The 18,787-nt window shown below is 59.0% G+C and carries 20 protein-coding genes and 2 tRNA genes; 11 read left to right on the top strand and 11 right to left on the bottom strand.

The window, feature by feature from the left end:
- From APR53_10655 to APR53_10645, 3 genes are all read right to left on the bottom strand, one after another.
- The coding region (locus tag APR53_10655) for an ABC transporter ATP-binding protein (protein ID KQC04495.1) at positions 1–481 on the bottom strand (481 nt) is incomplete at its 3' end.
- 18 nt (positions 482–499) lie between these two features.
- Entirely contained in the window at positions 500–1,831 is a 1,332-nt protein-coding gene (locus APR53_10650; GenBank protein KQC04494.1) for a hypothetical protein, read from the bottom strand.
- A 418-nt stretch (positions 1,832–2,249) separates the two neighbouring features.
- Positions 2,250–2,322: transfer RNA gene (locus APR53_10645), tRNA-His, on the bottom strand.
- Between the two features lie 186 nt (positions 2,323–2,508).
- Between APR53_10645 and APR53_10640 the strand changes: the two genes are divergently transcribed.
- Together APR53_10640 and APR53_10635 are read left to right on the top strand one after the other, a co-directional pair.
- Complete coding sequence (locus APR53_10640) at positions 2,509–4,284, top strand: translation initiation factor IF-2 (GenBank protein KQC04493.1); 1,776 nt, start codon at positions 2,509–2,511, stop codon at positions 4,282–4,284.
- Between the two features lie 55 nt (positions 4,285–4,339).
- Positions 4,340–4,735, top strand: a complete 396-nt coding sequence (locus APR53_10635) for a 30S ribosomal protein S6 (protein ID KQC04492.1) — start codon at positions 4,340–4,342, stop codon at positions 4,733–4,735.
- A gap of 10 nt (positions 4,736–4,745) precedes the next feature.
- Here the strand turns inward: APR53_10635 and APR53_10630 are convergent, their stop codons facing one another.
- Together APR53_10630 and APR53_10625 are read right to left on the bottom strand one after the other, a co-directional pair.
- On the bottom strand, positions 4,746–5,210 hold the full coding sequence (locus APR53_10630; protein ID KQC04491.1) for a hypothetical protein: 465 nt from the start codon (positions 5,208–5,210) through the stop codon (positions 4,746–4,748).
- Positions 5,207–5,629 (bottom strand): hypothetical protein, encoded by a 423-nt coding sequence (locus APR53_10625; GenBank protein KQC04498.1) that lies wholly within the window; start codon positions 5,627–5,629, stop codon positions 5,207–5,209. The genes APR53_10630 and APR53_10625 overlap by 4 nt, the downstream gene beginning before the upstream one ends.
- 132 nt (positions 5,630–5,761) lie before the next feature.
- On the opposite strand from APR53_10625, the gene APR53_10620 reads away from it, so the two are divergent.
- A complete protein-coding gene (locus tag APR53_10620) occupies positions 5,762–6,055 on the top strand; it encodes a hypothetical protein (protein ID KQC04490.1) in 294 nt (97 codons plus the stop codon).
- 141 nt (positions 6,056–6,196) lie between these two features.
- On the opposite strand, the gene APR53_10615 is transcribed toward APR53_10620, so the two are convergent.
- The gene (locus APR53_10615; GenBank protein KQC04489.1) at positions 6,197–6,574 is read right to left on the bottom strand and encodes a 30S ribosomal protein S8e; all 378 of its coding nucleotides are present in this window, start codon (positions 6,572–6,574) and stop codon (positions 6,197–6,199) included.
- Positions 6,575–6,711: 137 nt separating this feature from the next.
- Positions 6,712–7,359 (bottom strand): hydrogenase nickel incorporation protein HypB, encoded by a 648-nt coding sequence (locus tag APR53_10610; GenBank protein ID KQC04488.1) that lies wholly within the window; start codon positions 7,357–7,359, stop codon positions 6,712–6,714.
- A gap of 55 nt (positions 7,360–7,414) precedes the next feature.
- Here APR53_10610 and APR53_10605 point away from each other — a divergent pair, with 55 nt between their 5' ends.
- The 6 genes from APR53_10605 (at position 7,415) to APR53_10580 (ending at position 11,238) form a co-directional block, all read left to right on the top strand.
- Positions 7,415–7,687 carry a signal recognition particle gene (locus APR53_10605; GenBank protein ID KQC04487.1) on the top strand — a complete coding sequence of 91 codons (273 nt, stop codon included), beginning with the start codon at positions 7,415–7,417 and terminating at the stop codon, positions 7,685–7,687.
- A 5-nt stretch (positions 7,688–7,692) separates the two neighbouring features.
- Complete coding sequence (locus APR53_10600) at positions 7,693–8,337, top strand: hypothetical protein (protein ID KQC04486.1); 645 nt, start codon at positions 7,693–7,695, stop codon at positions 8,335–8,337.
- A gap of 103 nt (positions 8,338–8,440) precedes the next feature.
- Positions 8,441–8,665 carry an RNA-binding protein gene (locus APR53_10595; GenBank protein ID KQC04485.1) on the top strand — a complete coding sequence of 75 codons (225 nt, stop codon included), beginning with the start codon at positions 8,441–8,443 and terminating at the stop codon, positions 8,663–8,665.
- Positions 8,666–8,680: 15 nt separating this feature from the next.
- A complete protein-coding gene (gene tfb, locus APR53_10590) occupies positions 8,681–9,688 on the top strand; it encodes a transcription initiation factor IIB (protein KQC04484.1) in 1,008 nt (335 codons plus the stop codon).
- Between the two features lie 39 nt (positions 9,689–9,727).
- Positions 9,728–9,799, top strand: a tRNA-Ala gene (locus APR53_10585).
- A 131-nt stretch (positions 9,800–9,930) separates the two neighbouring features.
- Positions 9,931–11,238, top strand: a complete 1,308-nt coding sequence (locus APR53_10580) for a hypothetical protein (GenBank protein ID KQC04483.1) — start codon at positions 9,931–9,933, stop codon at positions 11,236–11,238.
- Positions 11,239–11,241: 3 nt separating this feature from the next.
- On the opposite strand, the gene APR53_10575 is transcribed toward APR53_10580, so the two are convergent.
- Genes APR53_10575 through APR53_10560 form a run of 4 tightly spaced genes read right to left on the bottom strand, consistent with a single transcriptional unit; the run spans position 11,242 to position 16,131 of the window.
- The gene (locus APR53_10575) at positions 11,242–12,408 is read right to left on the bottom strand and encodes a hypothetical protein (protein KQC04482.1); all 1,167 of its coding nucleotides are present in this window, start codon (positions 12,406–12,408) and stop codon (positions 11,242–11,244) included.
- 60 nt (positions 12,409–12,468) lie between these two features.
- On the bottom strand, positions 12,469–13,329 hold the full coding sequence (locus APR53_10570; GenBank protein KQC04481.1) for a thiamine-monophosphate kinase: 861 nt from the start codon (positions 13,327–13,329) through the stop codon (positions 12,469–12,471).
- On the bottom strand, positions 13,322–15,277 hold the full coding sequence (locus APR53_10565; GenBank protein KQC04480.1) for a hypothetical protein: 1,956 nt from the start codon (positions 15,275–15,277) through the stop codon (positions 13,322–13,324). The genes APR53_10570 and APR53_10565 overlap by 8 nt, the downstream gene beginning before the upstream one ends.
- Positions 15,274–16,131 (bottom strand): serine/threonine protein phosphatase, encoded by an 858-nt coding sequence (locus tag APR53_10560; protein KQC04479.1) that lies wholly within the window; start codon positions 16,129–16,131, stop codon positions 15,274–15,276. The genes APR53_10565 and APR53_10560 overlap by 4 nt, the downstream gene beginning before the upstream one ends.
- Positions 16,132–16,182: 51 nt before the next feature.
- Between APR53_10560 and APR53_10555 the strand changes: the two genes are divergently transcribed.
- Together APR53_10555 and APR53_10550 are read left to right on the top strand one after the other, a co-directional pair.
- Entirely contained in the window at positions 16,183–17,079 is an 897-nt protein-coding gene (locus APR53_10555; GenBank protein ID KQC04478.1) for a tRNA(Ile)-lysidine synthase, read from the top strand.
- Entirely contained in the window at positions 17,069–18,772 is a 1,704-nt protein-coding gene (locus tag APR53_10550; GenBank protein ID KQC04477.1) for a hypothetical protein, read from the top strand. The genes APR53_10555 and APR53_10550 overlap by 11 nt, the downstream gene beginning before the upstream one ends.
- Positions 18,773–18,787: the final 15 nt, after the last annotated feature.

The following is an 18,787-nucleotide window of genomic DNA, read 5'->3' as shown; positions in this document are numbered from 1 at the left end:
GCGCCCGGGCAATAGCCACTCTCTGTTGCTGGCCGCCGGAGAGTTCCGGGGGCTTATGGGCTGCGAGCGCCTCGTCTATCCCCACGCTCGCAAGCAGCCGGGTGACGTGGCCCGTCTCATCCGGGTGCCGGTGGCGCAGAATATAGGGATACTCGACGTTTTCGTAGGCGGTGAGGAGGGGGATGAGGTTGAACTTCTGAAAGATGTAGCCGATGGTGGTCAGCCGCAGGGTCGTCAGTTCCACATCATCCATCTCCCGGATATTTCTCCTGTCGATGAGGAGATCTCCGGACGTGGGGACATCAAGGCTCCCGATCTGGTTGAGGAGCGTGGACTTGCCGCACCCGGACGGTCCCATGATCGCGATGAACTCTCCCTCTTCGATACGAAGGGAGATCCCATCCAATGCAGTGACGTCACCGGCAGGGAGGGGATACACCTTGGTGACGCGATCAAGTTCAATCACCGGATGGTTCTGCATACAGCCTCTTCTCCCTGCTTACCGGCGTTTCCCTGAACGGATCTCGTTAACCTTTTCCGTGATCCTGCGAAACCAGCCTTTTCTCCAGCCGATCACGGCACCGATACCCACGAGGAGGACGAGCGCGATCTGCACTATCGGCACCTGCGACAGCCCCGTGCCGAAGCCTCCGAACAGACCGTTGCGGCCTCCGGCGGGACCTCCGGCGGGACCTCCGGCGCCGGACATTACCGGCAGCCGGGAACTTTCTGCATCGCCGCCCGCTGTGGTCGTACCCCCGAGGCTCACATCAAATACTTCGGAAAACACGTTTCCGTCCTCGTCTTTGTACGTGACAAGGACCGGCACGGTCGTGCCCGGCGTGGTGAAGGTGATATCAAAGCTCGAAAAATCGTCGGGTTCGAGGGCTCCGATGACATATACGCCGTTCGGATCGACAGGTTCCGCGGGGCTTGCCACCGTAACCACGATGGATTTCGCATCGGAGAGGCCCGCGTTCGTCACGTCGGCCGAGAGTGTCCAGCTGCCGGTGCCGCCCGAATATTCGATGCTGTTCAGTACAAGCTCCGCCCCGAGCTTATCCTCGCCGAACTCCACAGGGATGGCGATTGCAGACGTATGATCGTTGATACCGTTTCGGTATGCGACGGTGACCGTGATATCCGATTCCTGCAGGGTGGTCACTTCGAAGGATACCACCTGTGATGAACCGGGGGTGATATCGCCGATAAAGGCGCTGTTCATCGTCGTACTGATGCCCGGGCCTCCGATCGTTGCGATGACACCTTTCAGCGTATTATCCCGCGGGTTGCCGACGGTGACGGTGATCGTCTCCTTGTTGCCCCCCGCAAAGGAGTCGGGAGCGTCAAGGACAGATACGGACGCTTCCGTACTCTCCACGGTTACGGGAACCGAATACCTGAGGCTGCCCGCGTCCCGGTAGTCGAGGTAAAAGGTCATGTAATAGAAGCCGTCCGGCGCATCGGCCCTGACGGTGAAGGTGAACGTTAAGGAGTTCCCGGCACCGAGATTACCCACCGAATCGTAGGTCAGGTCGTTTTGGACCGTCAGGTCGTCCGAATAAAGCTTCGCCCTGCTGATCGCAACAACCTCATCGCCGTTGTTCGTAATCTCCACCGTTACGGTGCCCGTATCTCCGTGCATCAGCGCCGTAGGACTGACCGTAACACTGGTCACACTCACCTGTGCGGCGGCCGTATCGCCCGTCGCCGAGGCAAATCCTGCCAAAATACAGAGCAGCAGGAGAACTGCGGTTATCTTGATTTTCATGAATTTTTTCTCCGTTTCCATGAGACGGCAGCAGGGAGAGAGGGAATACGCTTTCTGCATATTCCTCCGGCTCACCCCTGCCGCTTATGTAAAATATATTTTACATTATGTTATATATCTATTTCTATTAGCATAGTGTTTTTTACCAAAATTGCCGCATTCGGGAACGGCAGACGCGAACGGGCGGGTCACGGCAGACCTGCCGCCGCAGGAGTATGAGAACAGGATGACCTGCCACGGGCAGATACTGACGGACGCCCTTACCGATCCCTGCGACCTGCCGGGAGCCCTTCACGCAGGACAGGGCAACTGCTCCCGGGAGACGTCCCGTTCCGGTCCGGTGACATCGGCGGGGCGATGAAATAGACGGTTGTGGCGGGCAGGGTGGCGGAACTTCACTGGCACGTGCACCATGATTTATGCCGCAATCCGGACTACCGCCCGGCAAGAAAAATAAATCAGATGCGTGAAAAACAAAGGCCGGGGCCGAGATTCGAACCCGGGTCGGGGGAACCACAATCCCCTAGGATGACCAACTACCCCACCCCGGCAAAATACCCTTTTAAATAGGGTGAAGGAATTAATTAAAGTATCTCTTTGGGACCCGATCCCGGGAAAGCCGCCATTTGTTGGGGGAGAAAGGCTTCACGGGCACCATTTATGTGGCAGGATGCCCAACTACATGAGCACCAGGCGGGCGGGCAGCACCGCCGTGGTGGCAGCAGGGGGATATTGGTATGAGCAAGGCGGCGATTCGCACACCCATCGTTTGTGTTCTCGGTCATGTCGATCACGGTAAAACATCGCTCCTCGACAGGATCCGGGGTTCATCCGTGGTTGATACGGAGGAGGGTGCCATCACCCAGCATATCGGGGCCACGCTGGTTCCGCTTGACGTCATCGAACAAATGAGCGGTGTTGCGGGTTCGATGCAGTTCGATATCCCCGGACTCCTCTTTATCGATACGCCGGGGCACCATGCGTTCACCACCCTCCGTTCCCGTGGCGGTGCGCTCGCCGACATGGCTATTCTCGTTGTGGACCTCAATGAAGGGTTTCAGCCCCAGACCATCGAGGCCCTCCAGATTCTGCGCTCCCAAAAGACGCCCTTTGTTGTCGCCGCAAACAAGATAGACCGGATTCACGGATGGCGCGTCATGGAGAACATGCCGTTTAAAAAGACTTTTTCCCGGCAGAACGAGCGCGTACAGGGGGTCGTGGAGACGAAGATCTACGAGCTCGTCGGCAAACTCTCCGAAATGGGATTCAACTGCGAACGGTATGACCGCATCAGGGACTTTGCCCGGAACATCGCAATCGTCCCGGTGAGCGCCATCACCGGAGAGGGGATTCCCGATCTCCTGATGGTCATGGTCGGGCTTGCGCAGCGGTACCTGACAGAATCGCTCAGGCTCACGGTTGAAGGGCCGGGTTCCGGCACCGTGCTGGAAGTAAAGGAGGAACGCGGCCTCGGGATCACCCTGGACGTGATCCTGTATGACGGGATCCTCAAAGTCGGCGATGAGATCGTCGTCGGCGGCCACGACGGCGTCATCACGACAAAAGTCAGGTCGCTCCTGAAACCGCGCCCGATGAAGGAGATCCTTGTCGAAGACCGGTTCGAGCGGGTGAAATCCGTCACTGCGGCGACCGGCATCAAAGTGGCGGCGCCCCGGCTGGATGGTTCTGTCGCGGGCACGCCGTTGCGTGTTGTCCGGGGAGACCGCGACGCCGTCATTGCCGACGTTACCCGTGAAATGCAGGATATCCAGGTCACGCTGAAGGACGAGGGCGTATATATCAAGGCCGACACCATAGGAGCGCTTGAAGCGCTCTCAAAGGAGCTTGAAGCGAATACGATCCCGGTGATGCGGGCGGAGGTGGGACCCGTCTCCCGCCACGACATCATCGAGGTCAGCACAATTAAAAATCCGCTCTATTCTGCCGTTCTTTCATTCAACACGCCCATTTTGCCCGATGCAATCGATACGCTCGCCGAACCCTCCATGAAGCAGGTGATGCTCTTCGAAGGCGGGGTCATCTACCGGCTGATTGACGACTTCCTCGAGTGGCAGGAGGACACGCGCCGTGCGATGGAGAAACAGCGGTTTGAAAATCTCGTCATGCCGGGTAAAATTTCACTCCTGCCGGACTGCGTCTTCCGGCAGAGCAATCCGGCGGTTGTCGGCGTCCGCATTCTCGGCGGCAAACTCCAGTCGGGAGTCAACCTCATTCATCTGGACGGGCGCAAGGTCGGACGCGTGAAAATGATGAAGAGCGGACAGGAGACCGTGCACGAGGCCGATGCCGGCGACGAGATTGCCATCTCCATCGAGGGGCCCACGGTCGGCCGCCAGATAAATGTCGGCGATGAGCTGTACGTGGACATCCCCGAACGGCACGTGAAAGTCATCGAAACAGAGATGATGTCGCATTTAAACACCTCGATGCAGATGATTCTTGAGGAGTTTACGGCAATGCGGCGAAAATCGGATCCCTTCTGGGGCAAGTAGCATTTAAGTATCTGCAATTCAACTTTATAGTCACGTTTTAGAGGAGACACATACGATGGTAGACTTCAAAATCGTCCTTTCAGACCCTCAATCCGGCAAATCCTACAAGCTGGATGCCACGGGCGGGTCTGCCGGTGCATTCATCGGGAAAAAGATTGGTGAGGAGATTGACGCCGGGGTAATCGGCCTGAACGGATACAGCATAGCGATTACCGGAGGCAGCGACCGGACAGGAATCCCGGCACGGCGTGACCTTCCCGGCCTGAGCAGGAGACGCCTGCTTCTCGCGAAGGGCGCAGGATTCGCACCCACCTATGACGGTGAACGGCGGAGAAAATCCGTCCGCGGCAATGAGATCACCGCTGATTTCGTCCAGATCAATGCCAAGGTTGTAAAATACGGCGATAAGGAACTCCGAAGCTTCTTTGAAAGTGAAGAAGCAGCGGAATAATTCCATACATCTATTTTTCCTGCACGAGGCGTGCCTTCAGATCATCGAGGAGATCGTCAAACGGCACACCGTAACGCCGTGCGAGAATGACTGCAGCCGCTTCGGCCCTGAGCAGCCCGTCAAAATTTTTTTGAACCATTTCGTTCAGCTCCGCGACGATTGCTGCTTTTTCGGAGCTGCGTGCCCGTGCAATCCTCCCGACCAGATCTCCGAATACGTCGGGGACGGCAAGCAGCTCGGGAGAGGGCTTGAACCCCAGCGGTATCGTCACCTCGTCGACGGGGAATGCCGGGGTGATCACCCCCCCCTCGAAGCGGAGAAGCCCTTCTTCTCCGGCCCGAGCAAGAAGCCGGTTTGCCTCCTCCTTACTCATCCATCGCCTGTCAATCGCCACGAAAAAGATAAACTCGCTCTTCTGAAGCTTATCCTTCCGCATATACCGGAACGGAGCGGCAACGGTGATTTTCAGACTCACTCGCAGGCACCTTTCAGGAGTTCCCGAAGGTCCATCGCATCCATCTGTCCCTGCCGGCCTTCCTTGACGGCAAAGCAGTCGCACCGCTGTCCCGCATCATTTACCCTGACGAGGAACATGTTTTCCGATACCGGGATACTCTTCTCCGGTGTGAGCATGGTCTCATGGAGGGTGATCCGGAAATCGCATGCCTCCGTCACGGTTTCGGCAATATCAGAGACGTAGTCCACAGGTACGAACTGGGTCTTTTTATCGGCAACATCAACGAGAAAGGTCAGTTTAACAAGATCGGCTCCCTTCCGGTTCGTTATATGACTGTGATGCAGCTTCTGGATGCATCGTACCAAATCGGAAAAGCTGCGGTCGATATCGAAATTAAGGTCGCAACTCGGGGGAAAGCGGTGGTAAATTCTACGCATCAGTACAATATGATGAACGAGGTGCAAAAAAAGGTATGCTCTCCCATGACAGGATCCTGTGCCCAAACCCGCATGACGATTCGCCGGGGGGCATCCCAATGGTTATATCCGCGGAGACAAAACCAGAAGAATATGACCGCGCGTACTGCGTATGAAGAGAAAATTCAGGCCCAGTTTGAAGAATTTACCGCAGAAATCGAAAAACTGAAGGATAAAGCCCGCACGGCGAAGGAGCAGGCGCAGGTAGACTACGCCGATCAGATCCGTGACCTCGAAGCACTCCGCGACGACCTGGAAAAACAGTTTGAGACATTCCGGGCATCCGGGGATGAAGCATGGGACGAAGTTCGGCAAGGGCTTGACAAAGCGGCAGGGGAGCTCGGGCGGGCGCTTGACCGTGCGCTTGTAAAGTTAAAGGGCCTCTGATCCCCACTCATCGGCTGCCGCCACCGCATACTCTCCCGGCGGGTCCGGGTCTCTGAGAACCAGCCGCTCACGGGGCCATGGAATGCCCCGCCATCATAGTAAGAGATCCGCTTCAGGATCCCGCTAAAAAAAATATTGGGTTTACTCGACGAGAACGGCACATATGATGCCGTCCTGTCCGGGACGGCTAACGATCCGTGCACGTCCGATTTCGGTTTTGATAATTGCGCCCTTCGTGAGAAGGTTCCGGCGCACGTAGTTCGGGTTGGCGGTGTTCGCTTCGACCGTCTCCATCCGGACCCTCTTCGTCTCACCGGTCTTCGGGTCGGCCACGTTCGCGAACTCGGCGCGGAGCGCACGAACCTTGTGGTTTCCTCCCCGCGTCCGGATAATCCTGTTCCGGTCCTCACCGATATGGGTGTCGGCGGGTGCCCTGCCAATCTCAACGCGTCTCTTTCCCCGTGCCAGCCTGATGCGGCCTCCGGTTGCCTTTCTTACGGATCTGCCTTGCCACTGCATACGATCACCACTTTGGTAAAAACTATTTTTTCATCAGGGATGGCGCCGGAAGGAGGTGTCCTGAACGGATACGACTTCGGGCCTGTTCCCTTTGAAGTGCTATATATATTCCCATCAGACGTATTTAACTCCACTGATCAGCCGAGTATGGCGTCGACGACCGCTCCGACGCCGTCACCGGTCTTCAGATTCGTCCTGAAAACCATAATTTCCGGATTATAACGGCGCATATCTGCCTCCATCCGGTCGAGATCCGCACCCACGAGGGGTGCGATGTCGATCTTGTTGATGATCCCGATCGTGCTCCCCCGAAACATCATCGGATGCTTGTTGACCACATCGTCACCTTCGGTCGAACTGACCACGACGATGCGCTTCTCCGCCCCAAGGAGAAAATCCGTAGGGCAGACCATGTTGCCGACGTTTTCGATTAAGAGGATATCAATCTCGGCAAGCGGCAGATGCTCGAGCGCATGTTCCACAAGATGGGCATCGAGGTGGCACTCCTTTCCGGTATTTGCATTCACAGCGGGAATACCCGTCTTCACAATGCGCCGGAAATCGTCATCGCCGTACACGTCGCCCGCGATGGCACCCCCCCGCAGGCCTCTGCGTTCAAGTTCAGGCACCATCTTTTCGATCAGCGCCGTCTTTCCCGACCCGATCGCCCCGAGAAGATCGAACGCCCGCACGCCGTTTTCTTTCAGCAGGCGGGCATTATCGTACGCAATCCGGTTATTTGCGGCATAGACATCCTTCTCAATGCTGACGTCGATATGATGCATACCATCAATCTACGATCATGAACAGTTTATAGGTTCACTTCGTAATACATGATCAATGGAGACCGAACGGATACTGTATCCCTGCTATTTCAATGCCGCTCTCAGGCGGAGGGAGGGACGAAGGGTGCCCGCGAACCTCGCAGTGGAGAAGCCCGATATCGCCGCACTCAAGGCCGCACTCTCCCGCCTCGGGCTCTCCTTCCGGACAGAGGAGGCGCACCACCCCTCCCGCTGGATGCTTCGCGAGGGCCGGGTCCTCGTTTCATGGGACGGCAGGAAAGAAGAGCTCATACGTACAGTTGCCCGGGCGATGGGCGGCCGGGTGTGACCTCCATGTACGACCTGCACACGCACTCCCTGCTCTCGGACGGCGAACTCCTTCCCCTTGAACTGGTACGCCGCGCTGCCGTACTGGGATACCGGGTCATCGGCATCACCGATCACGTCGATCCCACCAATATCTCGCCCGTGATCCGGGCGCTGGGCGAGGTCCGGGACGCTGCACGCGAATTCGGCGTTGAAGTGCTCGCGGGAGTCGAACTGACCCATATCCCTCCGGCCCTCATCGACACGCTTGCCCGGCGTGCAAAGGCGGAAGGTGCCGATCTTGTGGTCGTCCACGGGGAGTCGGTTGTCGAACCCGTTGCCCCGGGCACGAACCATGCCGCATGTACCAGCGAGGCCGTGGACATTCTTGCCCATCCCGGCCTTATCACCGCGGAAGATGCTGCTATTGCGGCAAAAAACCATGTCGCAATCGAGATCACCGCCCGCGGAGGTCACAACAGGACCAACGGGCATGTATTTGCCACCGCACGTAGTTCAGGATGCCGTTTTGTCATCGATTCGGACGCGCATGGACCGGGCGACCTGATGACGAAGGACGCTCGGTGGACGGTTGCACGCGGCGCGGGCATGTCGCCCGGTGAAGCAGAGCGGGCACTCTCCAGTGACATCCTCGAATGGCTGCGACAGTGAATGAACTATATATAGTTTATCAAAAATTTTAAATAGTGCAACGCCCTATATATATAAATTACGAAATCTCGCAGGTAACAGCTGTTTGCCAGGATGATCCATTGTGAAGTATGTCGGGCGTGTAGTTAGTATTTACGGTCGGAGAATGCTCATTTTGCAGTGCGACCCCGCTCAACTTCCCCGGCTGAATACACATGTTGTGGACCGCCGCCTCAAACCGGTTGGAAAACTCATCGATATCTTTGGAAATATCCAGGCGCCTCTTGCAGCCGTGCTATGCACAGATGAATGCACCACACCAAATGACGAAAAACTCTATTCAAAATAACAGGGTGAAGAACAAATGCAGGAGATAGAGAAGCTCAAACAGTTACAGAGCCAGAGAGAAGTCCTTAAAAAACGATCGGCGGAACAGGTTCAGGAGAAGAAAAAACACGAGGAGTCGACCACGTCCGTCTGTCCCGAATGCGGCAGCCGGCAGCTCGTGCATGATTATGAACGCGCCGAGCTCGTCTGCCAGAATTGCGGGCTGGTTCTGGACGAGGAATTTATCGACCGCGGTCCGGAATGGCGTGCGTTCGACCACGATCAGCGGATGAAACGCTCCCGTGTCGGGGCTCCGATGACCTTTACCATTCACGACAAAGGTCTTTCCACCATGATTGACTGGAGAAACCGTGATTCGTATGGCCGTGCCATCTCCAGTAAGAACCGGGCACAGCTCTACCGCCTCCGGAAGTGGCAGCGCCGTATCCGCGTCTCGAACGCGACCGAGCGGAACCTTGCCTTCGCTCTCTCTGAACTGGACCGGATGGCCTCCGCACTGGGTCTTCCGCGAAATGTGCGTGAAACTGCTGCGGTCGTATACCGCGATGCGGTGGACAAGAACCTGATCCGCGGCAGGAGCATCGAAGGCGTGGCTGCGGCGGCACTCTATGCCGCATGCCGGCAGTGCAGTGTTCCGCGGACCCTCGACGAGATTGCCGAGGTGTCGCGTGTCTCCCGGAAGGAGATCGGGCGCACCTACCGGTTCATCTCCCGTGAACTGGGCTTAAAACTCCTGCCCACCTCTCCCATCGACTATGTTCCGCGCTTCTGCTCCGGCCTGAACCTGAAGGGCGAAGTCCAGAGCAGGGCCGTCGAGATTCTCAGGCAGGCAGGAGAGCGCGAATTAACAAGCGGCCGGGGGCCAACCGGAGTCGCTGCAGCCGCAATTTATATCTCCTCAATCCTCGGCGGGGAACGCCGGACACAGCGTGAGGTGGCCGAAGTGGCGGGCGTCACGGAGGTCACGATAAGGAACAGATATAAGGAACTGGCGGAAAAACTGGATATAGAGATTATTCTCTAATCCGAAAAAAAACGCCTGCCATTTTCAGCCGAACGGTCCGGGCTCGTAGATCAGGGGTAGATCGTTACGTTCGCAACGTAAAGGCCGCGGGTTCAAATCCCGCCGAGTCCATTTCTGTTTACGACACTCTTTTTTCCGGCCTTCTTGTGCCGTTTCTCCCGGCTTCTGGCACGCACTCCCGCGCGGCAGACACATCCCTTCACCGGTGCGTCCGCACACACAGGCATCAATCCTTTTTTAATATGCTGCATGTATACTGGAGAGAAGGGATGATGCGGATGAAGCGGAACACGGAAAAACATGGAAACGGTGTCCCGGGGTCGGGTATATGCAGGCGATTGGCAGTCCTTCTGATGGTCGCACTGATGGCTTCATGGATGGCACTGCCTTCCTGTGCAGCCGCTGAGAACGGGCTGCAATGGAAGTATATCGTCGGACAGCAGGTTCAGAGCGTGGCGATAAACGACAATGCCGCAGTCGTGGCGGCAGGCTCGGCTGACAACCGCCTCTACCTCTTCGACGGGCAGGGAACCCTCCTCTGGTCATACCAGACAGATTTCAACGTCCGCTGCACGGCGGTTTCAGGCGATGGCATGTATGTTGCCGCCGGGACGAACGGAAACAAATTATACTACTTCGACTACCTGGGCAACCTCTTCTGGACATACACGGCTCCCCAGCCGGTCAGCAGTGTAGCGGTCTCGCGGGACGGATCCTATGTCGCGGCAGGCTCCGAGGCAAACAAGGTATACCTCTTCAACCGGCAGGGTGCGCTCCTCTGGTCGCACAGCACCGCTCTTGATGTCCGCGGCGTCGCCATATCCCGGGACGGGAGCCGTATCGCAGCAGGAACCGGAGACAACAGGATATACTGCTTTTCAAACGGCGGTGACCTCCTCTGGACCTACAACACGGAGCAGTCCCCGACCTCGGTAGGAATCTCCGGCGACGGCAGCCTCGTTGCGGGCGCAACCGGGGGAAATAAAATCCTGTACCTCGACGGAAACGGCAATCTTCTTCTGACCTACACAACAGCACTCCCCCCCTGCAGCATTGACGTTTCAGACGATGGAAATGTTGTTGTTGCCGGAACGGAGGACAATAAGGCACTCATCCTGAATCGCGAGGGTACGCTGCTCGGCTCATATACGGTTGCCCTGGCCGTGTGCGGCGTGGGGGTTTCGGGGGACGGGAGCTCTATCACCGTGGGATCGAATGACAACACCGTCTACTTCTTTGCGACCGGCACCATTGTCCCCGCTCCTCCCGAAACCGCCCCCCCGACGACATCGCCGACAGCATCTCCGGACGTGACAGAGTCCCCCGCCGCGACGGCAACGGAGGAGGGGTTCGTCTCCATTGACATCGGCACGCCGACCGCAACAGCCGTCCCGGAACCGGCAGAGGAATCGATGCTTCCCGTCTATGCAGGCCTGTTTGTGCTGCTGGTCCTCGGTGCGGCGGCAGCGGTGCTGTATATGCGGCGGCGGAAAAAAGAGAACGGATATGATGCCCTTGCCGGGGAAGAACGCCCCCGGTGGAAACGCTGAGCGTCACCGGTACAGGCGGCGCGCTGCTGCGAGCAGGAGCGGGGCTGCCACGGCAGGCCACGCCCCGGAAGGCACCTCGGCAGGAGACGGTGCGGGCATCGATGCCGTTTCCACCTGGATGTTCCTCACCGGCGTCACCGCGGTCGTGAAGAGGTATACGTCACTCCCGGCCGCTGCCGCGAGCACCCTGCCGTCCTGTGACAACGCAAGCGAAGTGGCGGTGCTGTCTGCAGCGAATGTCCACACCTCCGCTCCGGTCCGATCGTAGAGGCGAATGCCGGTGCCGGTATCAGCTGCGGCGGCAAGCGATCCGTCTCCCGCAATCGCGAGCGCCCGTATCTCGCCGTTGGTCGTCGCCGACCAGCGTTCCCGTTCGCCCACCTCGTAATAGCGCACCGTACCGCCGCGGTTCGCAATCACCACGTCATCGCCGCTCCGTGAGAGTGCTACTGACATAACCGGGGCACCGGTCACCTTCAGCCACCGGATCGAGCCCTTCCGGGTCATGATATAGAGGTTGTCATCCGCCCTTCCGGCAGCGATGATCGATGCATCATCGGCCGTCGACACCGAGCGCACCGTTCCGTGCGTGAACTCGCTCCAGAGCACATTCCCCCTTCTCCCGAAGAAATTGATATCCCCGTTCTCGCTTCCCGTGACGATATATTCCCCGTCCTCCGAGATCGCCACCGACAGCACACGGTCGCCGGCTCTCGCATCAAAGATACGGTCACCCAGAGCTGAGAAGAGAACAAGACGATCCCCTCCCACGGCACACTCGCTGCCGTACCCGGAGACCGCGAGGGAACTCACCGGAGAGCCGGTGGCCTTCTCCCAGCGGATGCCGCCGTCCCGCTTAAAGAAAGAGACATTTCCGTCGGCGTACCCGGCGGCAAAGGCACTTCCCAGCCCCGCGGCCGAGACCGCGGTGACGGGGGACGATGCCGCATGGGACCACAGCACGGTTCCTTCCGCATTATAACAGAACACTTTTCCCGTATCGCTCCCGCACACGATCCGGGAACCGTCGTTCGTGATTGCAACAGAACTGATCTGTCCGCCGGGCGATCGCGTCCGGTATCCTTCTCCATCCAGGCCCGTCGCCGCGGGGATCATGCAGAGTGCTATGATCAGGACGGCCGCATATACCCTCTTCCGGTGCACTGCCATATCACCACTCCGATACGGGGGAGAGTACTCCGCCGGCCCTAAAAAACCTTGCCGCGCCCGTCACCAGGTATGGCAGTAGCCGCGATGAGACGCCGGCTGGCCGTCTATCGTGACCCTCTTTTCCACAGTCACCCGCCCGATCACCCGGGCATCCACTCCCTTCACGGGAAACCGTTCCGGGGGACAGGTAAAGAGGAGCCCGAAGTCACCCCCGCCCGAGAGTGCCATCTCCCGCCCGAGTTCCGGTTCCACGCCTTCGGGCAGCGGAATGGTGTCGGAGACCACGGAAAAACCGCACCCGCACGCCTCGCACAGATCATGGAGAGAGAGGAGGAGGCCGTCCGAAACATCCATCATCGCCGATACTCCCGCACGGCCGAGTGCCAGTCCCTCCCTGACAAGCGGCAGGGGCTCGATGAGGGCCGTGCGATGACCGGGATACCCGAGCAGCCCCGCCTGTGCCCGTCCGGGCGTGCCGACAAGGCAGACAAGGTCGCCGGGACGTGCCCCCGACCGGCGCACAAGATGCGCGGGAGAGACACGGCCAATCCCGGTTGTGACAATCGTCAGCTCCGTGTGGGCATCGGTGTCACCGCCGACGATACCGCACCCGTGTGCGTCCGCGCAGGCGCGTGCGCCCCTGAGGATGCCTTCGAGGCGCTGCCAGCGGTCAAGTCCCGCCGCAATAAGAACCGCTTCGGGAGCCGCACCCATCGCGGCGATATCGGAGAGCGTGACGGCAACCGCCATCCATCCGATCTGGCTGTCGGTCATGCCGGATGGAAAATCGGTGGTTTCGTGGAGCATGTCCGTACTGACGACCAGCAGATCGGCGCCGCAGGCAAGCACCGCACAGTCATCCGCCACCGCGCTGGGACCAAGGACGGCCGTCACCGTGGCGAGCAGCTCCCGGTCATCCATGGCGGCGTACCTCCCGCTCCCGCTCGCTCCGGTATTCCCTGAATATTGATTCGAGCATTTCCGTCTTTTTTTCCCGGCGGTACGCCTCGAAATCGCTCTCCCATCGGAGAAGGGCCTCTTCGAGCCTCACCCGCGGCACGGTGCCGGTCCGTCCCCGGATCCTGAGATCGAGACCGGCTGCCGGGATACAGGGAAGTTCCAGTTCACTGCATGCCAGGAGAAGCTGTCCGTCATGCACCTGTTTTTCCCCGGTGCCGGTGATGATCACACGGATTTTAGCAGAATGAAGGAATTCCAGCACGCTCCGGCCCCACCCGTCGGTCTTTGCCGCTGCAATGATGTCCCCCTCGTTGATCCCGAGATCCTCATCCAGCGACCGCACGGCATCGCGTGTCAGAGAATCCAGCACCTTGACGGGGATATGGTCCCCGTTCATCTGCAGATCTGCAAACCTCTTCAGCCTGCTTACCTGCCGGTGGAGCTTTTTTGACCGTTTCTCCGCCTTCCGGAGCATGTTTTTCTGGCTCCTGATGATTGCGTCCCGCCGTACGACTTCCACATCCCTCCGCATCCGCCCCTCGTCCTCCGACTTCAGGCGGGTGCAGAGGCGTGTCAAACGCTCGATTTCCTCGTCCTTTTTCTTTCCGTCGGCCGAGAGGTCGTCGATATATCCCCGGAGCCGCTTGACGAGACCGTCGAGCTCCATAACCCGTTCGTCCACGGGCGACGGCGGCATCTCCGTCTCCGGAACCGCAGGCGACGCGGGCAGTACCGCCTCCTCCCTGCTGCCCAGGATAAGCTCGAGTGATTTTCCCCGGATGACACCCGCACGGACCTCGTCGAGGTCGATGCCGGGCGGTACCCGCTTGCTGATATTCTGGAACTTGTTCCTGTACTGCCGGTAGGCATCGAGCGCCGCCGAGAGGGCATCGCGTTCATGATCATTGGAAGTGCCGTACGCCTTCGTCAGCTCCCACTTCTCTTCGATCGAGCGGTCCTGTCGCGGCGTGTACGCCACCGCATTGAATGCACGCCGGATCTTCTCGACCGAAAACGGCATCTGGTGCACATCCGAGGCAACAATGAGCGGTTTTCCGACACGGTACAGCTCCTCGATCACATCCGACATCGTCATCTGGCGGGAGCTGATCAGATGCATGAGGTTTCCGTCGAGATCGACGGCGGCAATCCCAATCGTCGTGCCCGGGTCGATGCCCGCGATGAGGTACCGGGGTTTGCCGGACAGGGGCTTGAACCGGATCCGGTCGAGCCGGCGGCCCGAGATCCGCACCTGCACGTCCGTGCCGCGGGAGGAGCGGACCGGCACCATGTCACGGGAGGCAAAGACCCGGAACTGGACGCGTGACGCACCACCGAATGCAGGATACTCTTTTTTTTCGTATTTGAGCCCTGCATCAGAGAGCGCCGATTCAACCTCGCGGCCCTGGCGGAGCACCGCCCCGTGTATCTTTCTGGTATACCGGTTCTGGCTCCACCCGCCCTTCCCGATCGACCGGTGCCGGCTCACGACGATATCGCAGCTGTTTTCAAAGGCGATTACCTCGGCACCGCCGCCGGAGGAGGCGATGAACGCGGCCGCACGGGCTTCCGCATAGGGGTCCGTTTTGCTGACGCTGATGTTATACCGGGCCGCAACCTTCTGGAGAGTCTCCTTCCGCTCCCCGCCGGTTACCTGCACGAGCCGTGTGCCCGGGGGAAGGGCCTGAATAAAGGTGAAGAGATCATGCTGGTCGGCCGCCACCTCCTGCAGGCTGTCCACCGCAAGAATGTCGGGCTCTTCGGCGGCAAGCCTGCGCTGCAGCCGGTAGAGGGAGACCTCGGACTCGGACGTCACGGTCCCCTTCTCCATCGTAATGAGCGCGTATGCGGGCCGGCGTGACCGTGACCGCACGGATCCCCTGATAACGTCAATCCCGAAAATCTTCACCCGATCACCCGGGACAGTGCCTCCTCAACCGGACAGCGTATCCCGTATTTCCGGTGAAAATACATAACGATATTCTCCACATCACGATGGAGAATCTCACCGGCGTTGGGGTGGTCGGACGATATCCACTGGGGCCAGTCGATAATGTAACAGCCACGGGCATCCGCCATCACGTTGTACTCCGAGAGATCGCCGTGGATGATGCCCCGCCGGTATGCCGTGGTGATCTGGTCCAGGATACTCTCCAGTATCTCGGCCGGCGCTTCCAGAATACACCGGTTCAGTGTCGCACCGTCAATAAACGACATGACAACCACGTTCCGGTTTATGTCGACCGGAACGGGGACGTTCACGTCGGGGTGCAGGAGCGTGAGCGCATCGAATTCCCTGCGAGCCGAGTGGCTTGACGCAAATATCCACGGGCAATGCCCCGATTCGGGCATATAGGTACGGTTTCTCCGAACGGTCTGAAACGAGCGCTGGCCGACACGGTGGAATTTCAATGCCACGGGTCCGAACCCGAGCCCCTCGTAGACGACCGCCTCCTTCCCCTCCCCGATCATCGACCCGAGCATCGAGACCGTGCCCCTGCCGGTGAGGGCGAGCAGGGCAAGGGTATCATACCCGGTAAAGACGAGCTGGTACCCGGGATACGGCACCGAACTGCTCTTGAGAAGATCCTGTGACATCAGCCGTCCGAGGCGAAACTTCAGTTCGGTTTCTGAAAAGCCGGTGTTCTGCCTGAGAATGTCAAACGGCACCCACTGGTATCGTTTCATAAGCCGCTCCACTGCATGGAGAACCTTGATATCATACTTATGGAGCCCTCGCACCATATCCGCTGAAACCGGCATAAATCTCTACACATTTTATCAGGGGGGATGATATAAGTTTGATTGGGAAGCATGAAATGCGACAGGTGCAACAGGGATGCGATTGTTTTTCAGCGGTACTCCGGGATGCACCTCTGCAGGCAGCATTTTGTCGCCGATTTCGAGGGGCGGGCAAAGAAGCTGATCCGGAAGCAGCGGTGGATCGAGAGCGGCGATCGGATTGGCGTTGCTCTCAGCGGCGGAAAGGACAGCAGTGCGCTCCTGTATTTTCTCACCACCCTCTTTCGGGATCGGCGCGACGTGGAAATCCGCGCCATTACCATCGACGAGGGCATCTGTGGCTACCGCGATCCGGGGACGGTGCAATCGATTGCCGAATCCATGGGTGTTCTCTGCCACACCGCCTCGTTTTCCGGGGAATACGGCATCACTCTCGATGAGATCGTCCGGCGGAAGGGAGACCGCCTCTCCTGCTCGTATTGCGGCGTCCTCCGCAGGTCGCTCCTGAACCGGGTTGCCCGTGACGAGGGGATCACCCGGATTGCATTCGGCTTCAATCTCGATGATGACGCCCAGTCCGTGCTCATGAACGTTCTCCGCGGAGACGCCGGCCGGCTCGTGCATCAGGGAGAGAAGGCGGACGGATTCATCCCCCGGATCCGCCCGTTCCAGAACCTTCCGGAGCGGGAGGTGGCACTCTACGCCCACCTCCACGTGAAGGGATTCATCGAACGCGGGTGCCCGTATGCGTACAACGCGCTCCGGGCAGATGTGAGAACCATGCTCAATGACTACAGTTACCGCCATCCCGCCACCAAATTCGCACTCGTCAACCTTGGCGAGGAGCTGCCGAAGATGGCAGGGGGCAGCCCGGAGGCAGCCGGGATCTGCCCCGAATGTGGAAATCCCTTCCGGGGTACATGCCGGATCTGCCGGATCCTCGCGGAGGTGAGGCAGGATGCCGGGTAACAACAGGGGATTCCTTGCCGTCCTGCTGCCGGACCGGCGGCTGAGGATATACGTCGGACTCCTGACCATACAGGTCGTCGTCTACACGATCATCATTCATCACACGTTTCCGCTGCTCGAACACCGCCCGATGACGTGGGCGGAGGCACTCTTTTTTGTCGTGGAAACCATCACGACCGTCGGATACGGCGATCTTTTGCCGTTTTCAAGCCAGATCATGTACGCCATCGTCATCTTCATCATGGTGACGGGAGTGTTTACGGTGCTGATGATCGTCCCGGTGATGCTCGCCCCGTACATCACCGCACTCCTCCAGGCCACGCCACCGCACCGCACTCCCCATGAGATGGAGCGGCACGTCGTCATCGTCGGGTACGGCGAACTGACACGGGCACTGATTGAGAGCCTGATGATCATCGACATGCCGATCGTGATCGTTGAAGAGAACCAGGAAAAGGCCCGCGGGGTATTCCGGCGGTACCGGAAGCAGCTCCATGTCGTCTGGGGGGATTACGGCGATCCCGCAACGTGGAGCAATGCATGGGTCGAAAACGCGACGAACATCATTATCGATGAAAAAGAACGCACGACCGCGATGATCATCCTCGGCATCCGGGAAAGGACCACGGGACGCATCATCGCGATCGTCGACGACCTCGGGTTCGACCGGTACCTCCGGTACGCGGGTGCCGAATTCGTGCTCTCGCCCAAGAACTCGACGGGCAAGATCCTCGGGCGCCATGCGGTGCTCCGGCCGGACGTCGATACGATATACGAGGCGATCAGCCTTGACCGGATGAAGATTTCCGAGGATTCGCCGGCAACATCTCTCAAACTGATAAAAGTGCCCATCATGGAGGGGTGCCGGTCGAGCGGAAAAAGTCTCCGCGGGCTTGCCCTGTTCGGGCGGTTCGGCATTGACGTGCTGTTCTTCTGGAAGGCAGGCTCGTTCGTCATGCACCCCTCCGGGGACGACATCATCGACACTTCGACGATGCTGTTTCTCCTCGGCCGTGCCAACGCCCTCAACGAGGTGATCGAAACCGAGTTTCGTGCCGATATGCCGGGAGAGGAGCTGGCGATTATCGCCGGGTACGGGGATGTGGGGAAGGCCGCATACCGGGAACTCACGCAGTCCGGGATCAACTGTATCGTCATCGACAGGAAGCAGCAGGAGATGCCCTTCGTGCAGGGCAACGCCGAAGATGAGCAGGTCCTGCGTGATGCGCATATCGAAGACGCCCGGTTCTGCGTCCTGGCGGTGAACGACGACGACGTGAATATCTTCGCCACCCTGATCGCCCGGAATCAGAACCCGCAGCTCCGTATCCTCGCCCGTGCTAACGAAGCCTCCTCCATTGACAAACTCTATCGTGCAGGTGCCGACTACGTCGCCCTTCTCCCCACCATCGGAGGGCAGGTGGTCGCGGGCATCGTGCTCTCCGACATCGTGCAGGTCCTTCTCGACCTTCCGAACGGCCAGAAGGTGGTGATGAAACATTTCATGAAAACCACTCCCGCAACCGCGGGATGGATCGAACGGAGAAGCGGTGTCCGGGTGATAGGAATCGAGGGGGGGGGACGGTCGGTTATCAGGCCCGGAGCGGAGGAGCCGGTGCAGGCGGGCGATTCGATCATCGCTGTCGGGGATATCAGGGCGCTCCGGCGGTTTATCCGTCTTTTATCAGGGTGATGACGGATATAATGC

It is taken from the genome of Methanoculleus sp. SDB (assembly GCA_001412355.1).
Lineage (GTDB): Archaea > Halobacteriota > Methanomicrobia > Methanomicrobiales > Methanomicrobiaceae > LKUD01.
Note: the sequence above shows the minus strand (reverse complement) of the source record. Positions and strands in the feature narration are given on the sequence as shown.

What these genes read in the sequence shown, in the direction of transcription:
- APR53_10600 (KQC04486.1), top strand. Translation starts at nt 7,693, where the DNA reads ATGTACGACCTGCACACGCACTCCCTGCTCTCGGACGGCGAACTCCTT.
- APR53_10605 (KQC04487.1), top strand. Translation starts at nt 7,415, where the DNA reads ATGGAGACCGAACGGATACTGTATCCCTGCTATTTCAATGCCGCTCTC.
- tfb (KQC04484.1), top strand. Translation starts at nt 8,681, where the DNA reads ATGCAGGAGATAGAGAAGCTCAAACAGTTACAGAGCCAGAGAGAAGTC.
- APR53_10620 (KQC04490.1), top strand. Translation starts at nt 5,762, where the DNA reads ATGACCGCGCGTACTGCGTATGAAGAGAAAATTCAGGCCCAGTTTGAA.
- APR53_10635 (KQC04492.1), top strand. Translation starts at nt 4,340, where the DNA reads ATGGTAGACTTCAAAATCGTCCTTTCAGACCCTCAATCCGGCAAATCC.
- APR53_10560 (KQC04479.1), bottom strand. Translation starts at nt 16,131, where the DNA reads ATGCCGGTTTCAGCGGATATGGTGCGAGGGCTCCATAAGTATGATATC.
- APR53_10555 (KQC04478.1), top strand. Translation starts at nt 16,183, where the DNA reads ATGAAATGCGACAGGTGCAACAGGGATGCGATTGTTTTTCAGCGGTAC.
- APR53_10610 (KQC04488.1), bottom strand. Translation starts at nt 7,359, where the DNA reads ATGCATCATATCGACGTCAGCATTGAGAAGGATGTCTATGCCGCAAAT.
- APR53_10570 (KQC04481.1), bottom strand. Translation starts at nt 13,329, where the DNA reads ATGGATGACCGGGAGCTGCTCGCCACGGTGACGGCCGTCCTTGGTCCC.
- APR53_10640 (KQC04493.1), top strand. Translation starts at nt 2,509, where the DNA reads ATGAGCAAGGCGGCGATTCGCACACCCATCGTTTGTGTTCTCGGTCAT.
- APR53_10580 (KQC04483.1), top strand. Translation starts at nt 9,931, where the DNA reads ATGCTGCATGTATACTGGAGAGAAGGGATGATGCGGATGAAGCGGAAC.
- APR53_10615 (KQC04489.1), bottom strand. Translation starts at nt 6,574, where the DNA reads ATGCAGTGGCAAGGCAGATCCGTAAGAAAGGCAACCGGAGGCCGCATC.
- APR53_10625 (KQC04498.1), bottom strand. Translation starts at nt 5,629, where the DNA reads ATGCGTAGAATTTACCACCGCTTTCCCCCGAGTTGCGACCTTAATTTC.
- APR53_10650 (KQC04494.1), bottom strand. Translation starts at nt 1,831, where the DNA reads ATGCAGAAAGCGTATTCCCTCTCTCCCTGCTGCCGTCTCATGGAAACG.
- APR53_10550 (KQC04477.1), top strand. Translation starts at nt 17,069, where the DNA reads ATGCCGGGTAACAACAGGGGATTCCTTGCCGTCCTGCTGCCGGACCGG.
- APR53_10575 (KQC04482.1), bottom strand. Translation starts at nt 12,408, where the DNA reads ATGGCAGTGCACCGGAAGAGGGTATATGCGGCCGTCCTGATCATAGCA.